Raw genomic sequence first — 3,146 nt, forward strand, 5'->3', positions numbered from 1 at the left:
AGATGTGTACAAGAGACAGGCCCCCACCCGCACCGGCCGGTACCCGGACAGCGCGGCGACCAGCAGCCCGGTCACCACCGCTCGGACAGTGTCCGTGCGGCTGATGTTCATCCACCCGCCGTCGCCGAACAGCAGCGCGGTGACCCCGAGCGGCAGCGCGGCGGCGACGCCGAGCAGCACCCCGTCGGCGTACCGGCGGGTCAGCAGCAGCGCCACGCCGGCCAGGCCGACGAAGAGCCCGGCCACCGGGCTGGTTGCCGAGGCCAGCAGCGCGCCGGCCACCGCCAGGCCGGCCCGTGTCAGCCGCCGGTGCCCGGGACCGGCCGGCAGGGTGAGCGCGAGCAGCGCCCCGAGGCCGAAGGCCACCCCGAGGCCGTACGTGACCCGGCCGGAGACCAGGTTGCCGGCGATGGTGACCACCCCGACCAGGCTGCCCAGCAGCGGGCGGGGCACCCCGGTGCGCACCAGCAGCGCGGCCAGTGCGGTCGCCGCCGCCAGCACCGCCATCGCGCCGGTGACCCGCACCCCGAGCAGCGCCATCACCGGCTGGGCGACCAGGCTGTAGCCGAACTGCTGGACGCCGCCGTACCAGCGCAGGTCGACCGGGGCGAGGCCGTGAGCGGCGAAGAAGTCGGCCCGAGCCACCTGCGCGGCGAGGTCGGAGCCCATCCGGGGCAGGGTGAGGTACACCACGCCCAGGGCTGCGGCCGACGCGGCGGCCACCGCCACCACCGTCCTGCGCCGCATGCCCACCTCCGTACCGCGACCACGGTACTGGCAGCATGTCCGGCGTGCCTCATCACCTCGCGCGCTGGACCGGCCTGGCCGGCTCGATGATGCTCGCCGTCGCCGCCTACCTCGGCGGCGCGCTGCCCGGCTCGCCCCTGCGGCCCACCCCGGTCAGCATCTGGCAGGGCCCGGACGGACCGCTGGTCATCGGGCTCTGGCTGGCCGGCACCGGGGCGATGGCGGGCGCCTGGTGGGCGCTGCGCCACCGGGTGCCGTCGGCCCGGTGGGCCCTGGTCACCGTCGGGCTCTGGCTGCTGCCGCTGCTGGTCGCGCCGCCGCTGGGCAGCCGGGACGTCTACGCGTACGCCTGCCAGGGCGCCAGCTACGCCGCCGGGATCAACCCCTACGAGCAGGGGGTCTCCGCGCTGCCCTGCCCGTGGCTGGACACCATCTCCCACATCTGGCGGGACACCCCGGCGCCGTACGGGCCCATGTTCGTGGTGCTCGCCGGGGCGGTGGTGGAGGCGACCGGCTCGCTCACCGGCAGCGTCGTGCTGTTCCGGCTGCTCGCGGTGGCCGGTGTGGGACTGACCGCGGCCTGCCTGCCGGTGCTGGCCCGGCGGGCCGGCATACCGGCCGAGCGGGCGCTCTGGCTGGCGCTGGCCGGCCCGCTGGTCGCGGTGCACCTGGTTTCCGGGGCGCACAACGACGCGCTGATGGTCGGGCTGCTGGTGGCTGGGCTGGCGGTGGTGGCGTCCCGACCGGGGCGTCCCGGCCCGCTGCTCGCCGGGGGTGTGCTGCTCGGGCTGGCCGCCGGGATCAAGGTGACCGCGCTGGTGGTGGTGCCGTTCGCCGCGCTGGCCGCGATCGCCGGTGCGTACTCGACGCGGGCACTGCTCCGCGACGGCGGGTGGGTCGTCGGCGGCGCGGTCGCCGCGGTGGCCGGGGTGACCGTCGCCGCCGGGCTGAACTTCGGCTGGATCGGCGGGCTGGAACAGGGCGGCCTGGTGGTCGCCTGGTCCTCACCGTCCACCGCGGTCGGGCAGACCGTCGGCTACCTGGCGCTGCCCTTCGGCTGGCACGTCGACGCGCTGCCGGTGACCCGGGCGGTCGGCATGGCGGTGCTCGCGGTGCTGCTGGTCTGGCTCTGGTGGCGGGCGCGCTTCCGTGAGCCGCTGTGGCACGCCGGGCTGGCGCTGGCCGCCACGGTCGCGCTGGCCCCGCTCTTCCACCCCTGGTACTGGACGTGGCCGCTGGTCGTGCTCGCGGCGACCGCGCGGCGCACCGGATGGTTCACCGTGGTCGCGTTAGTCTCATCGTTCCTGGTGCTGGCGGACGGCACCGGCCTGCCGAGGTACACCAAGACGATGGGAGCGCCGCTGATGACGCTGTTGGTGATCGTGGTGGCGGTCCGCTTGGTGCGGTCGGCTCGGGCGGCCCGCCGGCCGGCCGCCGTGGACTGAGGGAAGGCACGCCGGTGACCGATCCCGGCGTACCGCCGCCGTCGCCCCGCGCGGCCCGCCTCGTCCGGTACGCCGGCCTGACCGGTGCGGTCCTGCTCGCGGTGGCCGGATGGCTCGGCGGCGCACTGCCGGGCGCGACCGCCACCCGGGTCTGGCACGCCGAGCACGGCCTGCTGACCGTCGCACTCTGGCTGGTCGGCACCGGGCTGTTGACCGGCGCCTGGTGGGCGTTGCGCCGGGGCGCGCCGTCGACCCGGTGGGCCTACCTGACCGCCGGCCTGTGGGCGTTGCCGCTGCTGGTCACCGCCCCGTCGGGCAGCCGGGACGTCTACTCCTACACCTGCCAGGGCTGGGCGTACGCGCACGGCGTCGACCCGTACGCCACCGGCGTGGCCGCGGCCGGGTGTCCCTGGGTGGACGCCGTCGCGCCGATCTGGCGGGACACCCCGGCGCCGTACGGGCCGTTCTTCCTGCTGCTCGCCGCGCTCGCGGTGACCGTCGGCGGCGGTCTGGTCGGCGCGGTGGTGGCGCTGCGGCTGATCGCCGTCGCGGGGGTGCTGCTGGCCGCCCTCTGCCTGGTGGGGCTGGCCCGCGCGGCCGGCGTGCCGCCCCGCCGGGCGGCCTGGCTGGCGCTGGCCGGCCCGCTGGTCGGCGTGCACCTGGTGGCCGGCGCGCACAACGACGCGCTGATGCTCGGTCTTCTCCTGCTCGGTCTGCTGGTGCTGGTCCGCTGCCCCGGCCGGCCGCGACCGCTGCTCGTCGCCGGGGCGCTGCTCGGGCTGGCGGTGGCGGTGAAGGCCGTCGCGCTGGTGGTGCTGCCGTTCGCCGCGCTGGCCGCGGTGCTGGGCCGCTACACCGTACGGACGCTGTGGCGCGACGCCGGCTGGCTGACCGCCGGGGTGCTCGCCGCGCTGGCGGCGACCGCGCTGCTCTCCCTGTCTATTATACACATCT

General features: G+C 76.5%; 2 protein-coding genes and 1 pseudogene. 2 read left to right on the forward strand and 1 reads right to left on the reverse strand.

What is annotated here, in order from left to right; all coding sequences use genetic code 11:
* Positions 1 to 747 (reverse strand): annotated as a pseudogene (locus tag C1I99_RS30610) (hypothetical protein); the annotation flags it as partial.
* 44 nt (positions 748 to 791) lie between these two features.
* Between C1I99_RS30610 and mptB (C1I99_RS30615) the strand changes: the two are divergent.
* Together mptB (C1I99_RS30615) and mptB (C1I99_RS30620) are read left to right on the forward strand one after the other, a co-directional pair.
* Positions 792 to 2,192: a polyprenol phosphomannose-dependent alpha 1,6 mannosyltransferase MptB gene (gene mptB, locus C1I99_RS30615; protein WP_199562452.1), complete on the forward strand. Its 1,401-nt coding sequence runs from the start codon at positions 792 to 794 to the stop codon at positions 2,190 to 2,192.
* A gap of 14 nt (positions 2,193 to 2,206) precedes the next feature.
* Positions 2,207 to 3,146 (forward strand): polyprenol phosphomannose-dependent alpha 1,6 mannosyltransferase MptB (mptB, locus tag C1I99_RS30620; RefSeq protein ID WP_199562453.1); only part of this gene is annotated, 940 nt, incomplete at its 3' end.

Source organism: Micromonospora deserti, assembly GCF_003236335.1.
Lineage (GTDB): Bacteria > Actinomycetota > Actinomycetes > Mycobacteriales > Micromonosporaceae > Micromonospora > Micromonospora deserti.